The organism is Deltaproteobacteria bacterium (genome assembly GCA_005879795.1).
In the GTDB taxonomy this organism is placed as follows: domain Bacteria; phylum Desulfobacterota; class Binatia; order DP-6; family DP-6; genus DP-6.
Genome location: VBKJ01000233.1, coordinates 1 through 3,297, shown reverse-complemented (window position 1 = coordinate 3,297; position 3,297 = coordinate 1). Strand labels below are relative to the sequence as shown.

Here is a 3,297-nt window from a genome sequence, read left to right as displayed (position 1 = left end):
CACGGCCCATGAACCCCCACCTTGGTCAGGGCGCTGGTCGCGTTGGTGCCGACATGCCTGAACAGACTCGCCGCCACATTTGATGCTGAAAAGAGGTCCCTCCCAACCGATGAAGATCCGGTAAAAGCGGTCGGCTGGACGGCTTCGTTACGGTTCCCACCGGCCCCCTCCGTGGGCAGACCTCGGGGGTGCGCCCGCTTCCACCGCTCGTGCGCCAGGCTGGTCACGGTGGCGAGGTGGTCGCGGCGGACGAGCACGTAGCGCGAGTGGATCGGCTCTCCGAAGTAGAGGACGGCACGGTCGCCTGCCACGTCTGCCAGCACGCCTTAGGAGCGGGCTGTTTGCTACCGCGCTGCTACCAAGAACCCCCGAAACCGACGAACAGGGGCTCGAAGCAAGGACCGCGCCAGGCCTGATTTTCCTTGATGTTCTGGCTCGGCGTTAGTCGGCGTTGGAGTCTCGTCGGAACGGCTGGTTCCCGTAGCGGTCGACGTGCACGACCTCGCCGACCGGGCGGCGCGTCGTGGGTCCGTAGCGGCCGCGCGGCCAGCCGAGTGGGACGACGGCGCAGGGCGTGACGGTCCACGGGAGCCCGAGCGCGCGGCGCGCGAGGAAGGTGCTCCACAGCGGCAGCGTGATGAGCGCAGCGCCCAGCCCGGCGGCGCGCGCGGCGAGCAGGAGGTTCTGCACCGACGGATAGATGGAGCCGTAGTAGCTGGTGGCCGCGATGGACGGGAAGGGGACGCGGAGCCCGCGCAGGCAGGCGACGATCACCACCGGGATGTCGGCGAAGTGATCCGCCTGCCACTGCACCGCCTCGATGATGCGCAGCATGCGGGGGTCGTTGCGCGCCATCCACCGCCCGAGGCCGCCGTAGATGCGGAACGCGCCGCGGTTGAGCGCGCCGAGCCGCTCCTTGACCGCGCGGTCCTTCACCATGACGAAGTCCCAGTTCTGCGCGTTGCTGCCGGTGGGTGCCTTGAGCGCCAGCTCGATCAGGCGGAGCACGAGCGCGTCGTCGACCGGGTCCGGCCTCAAGCGGCGGACCGCCCGCTGCGTGCGCATCGCCTCCTCGAGCGGCATCGAGAGGTCGGGCGCGATGGTGGCGGGCGTGGGGCTCGTCTCGAGCATGATGGGTCTCCTCGACGCGGATCAAAGCACGGCCCGCCGGTGATGGAAACCCGCCCGCCGGCTCGTCTATAACCGTCCCATGTCGCTCGATCTCCGCGCCCGGGTTGCCATCGTCGGCGTCGGCTGCACGCCCTTCGGCGAGCTCTACGACCTGAGCCCCGAGGACCTGCTCTGCGCCGCGGTCGACGAGGCGCTCGCCGACGCGGGCTGCGAGCGCGAGCGCATCGAAGCGGCGTGGGTGGGCACCGTCATGTCCAGCTTCGGGGGCGACGCGCTCGCCGACGCGCTGAAGCTCTTCGGCCGCCCGATGACCCGCGTGCAGAACTACTGCGCCTCGGGCATGGACGCCTTCCGCAACGCCTGCCTCGCGGTCGCCGCCGGGCAGCACGAGGTCGTGCTCGCGGTCGGCTTCGAGAAGATGCGCGACGGCGGCTTCGCGCGCCCCAACCGGAGCCACCCCGTGCTCGACTTCGGCGAGCGGGCGCCGCACGTCTTCGCGCTGTCGGCGAACCGCTACTTCGCCAAGTACGGCGCCACCAAGAAGACGCTCGCGGCGGTGGCGGTCAAGAACCACCGCAACGGCCTGAAGAGCCCGAAGGCGCACCTCAAGATGGAGGTGACCGAGGAGACGGTGCTGCGCGCGCCCATGATCTACAGCCCGCTCGGGCTCTTCGACTGCTGCCCCACGACCGACGGCGCCGCGGCTGCGGTCGTCTGCCGCGCGGACCTGGTGCGGTCGTTCACGGGGACGCCCGCGTGGCCCCTCGGGATCGGGCTCGCGGCGGTCTCGGGCCAGCCCTACTACAAGCCGGGCTTCGGCTACGTCGGCTTCGAGGCCACGGTGCGCGCCGCCGAGCAGGCCTACGCACAGGCGAAGGTGACACCGACGGAGGTCGACTTCGCCGAGGTGCACGACTGCTTCACCATCACCGAGATCCTCAACTACGAGGACCTGGGCTTCTGCGCGCGCGGCGAGGGCGGCCGGTTCGTCGAGGAGGGGCGCGCCGATCTGGGCGGCGAGAAGCCGGTGAATCCCTCGGGCGGGCTCAAGTCGTACGGCCACCCGGTGGGCGCCACCGGCGTGCGCATGATCTACGAGCTCACGACGCAGCTCCGCGGCCAGGCCGGCGCGCGGCAGGTGAGGGGCGCGCGGATCGGCCTCGCCCACAACCTGGGCGGCCCGGGCGCGATCTCGTGCGTGTCGATCCTGACCAACCAGGCGTGAACCGCGCGGCCGCGGCCGCGATGGCGCTGCTCGCGCTCGCCGGGCCCGCGCGCGCCGCCGATCCGCCGGGCTCGCCGCGCGCCGACCAGGCGCTCGCCGTCTGCCTCGCGGCGGCCGCCACGCCCGAGGAGCGCCGGGCGAACCTCGCGCGGGGCCTCGCCCTGGCGGAAGAGGCGGTGGCGGCGGACGAGCGCGACGCCAAGGCGCACTTCGCCATCTTCTGCAACCTCGGCACCGACCTGAAGCTCCGCGGCGTCGCGCTGACGAGTCTCTTCGCGATACGCCGCCTGCGGCGCGAGATCGACCGCACGCTCGAGCTGGCGCCCGACTACGCCGACGCGCTGGTCGGCAAGGGCGAGCTCCTCTGCGAGCTGCCGCGTGTCCTCGGGGGCGACGCCGCGGAGGGCGAGCGCCTGCTGCGGGCCGCACTCCGTGTCGACCCGGGCTTCATCGAGGCGCGCCTCGGGCTCGTGCGCGCCCTCGCGGCGCGCGGCGAGCGTGACGAGGCGCGCGCGGAGGCGCGGCGCGCCCTGGCCGAGGCCGAGCGGGCGCCCGACCCAGCCAGGGCGACCGAGGCGCGGAGGCTCCTCGCACAGCTGGCCGAGTAGCGACGCGCTACCGGCAGAAGTGCGCCGGCTGCGTCCGTCGCACCTTGCAGCCACCGTGCTTGTCGCAGACGGCGTCGTGGCATGCATCTGGCGGCACGCACCCCACGGGGTTCGTGCCGCTGCACACCCCGGCCTGGCAGGTATCGGTCCCGGTGCAGGCGTTGCCGTCGTTGCAGGCGGTACCGTCGGGCGTCGCCGGGTTCGAGCACGCGCCGGTGGCGGGGTCGCAGGTGCCCGCGTCGTGGCACTGGTCCGCCGGGGCGCAGGTGGCGGGGTTCGTGCCGGCGCACACCCCGGCCTGGCAGGTATCGGTCCGGGTGCAGGCGTTGCCGT

At 72.7% G+C, this 3,297-nt stretch carries 2 protein-coding genes and 1 pseudogene; 2 read left to right on the top strand and 1 reads right to left on the bottom strand.

The window, feature by feature from the left end; all coding sequences use genetic code 11:
- Positions 1 to 441 precede the first annotated feature (441 nt).
- The gene (locus tag E6J59_19435; GenBank protein ID TMB16168.1) at positions 442 to 1,083 is read right to left on the bottom strand and encodes a nitroreductase; all 642 of its coding nucleotides are present in this window, start codon (positions 1,081 to 1,083) and stop codon (positions 442 to 444) included.
- Positions 1,084 to 1,210: 127 nt separating this feature from the next.
- Between E6J59_19435 and E6J59_19430 the strand changes: the two are divergent.
- Positions 1,211 to 2,356, top strand: a pseudogene (locus tag E6J59_19430) (hypothetical protein).
- Positions 2,353 to 2,964 carry a hypothetical protein gene (locus E6J59_19425; protein ID TMB16167.1) on the top strand — a complete coding sequence of 204 codons (612 nt, stop codon included), beginning with the start codon at positions 2,353 to 2,355 and terminating at the stop codon, positions 2,962 to 2,964. Before E6J59_19430 ends, E6J59_19425 begins: the two are co-directional and overlap by 4 nt.
- The last annotated feature ends 333 nt before the right edge of the window (positions 2,965 to 3,297 follow it).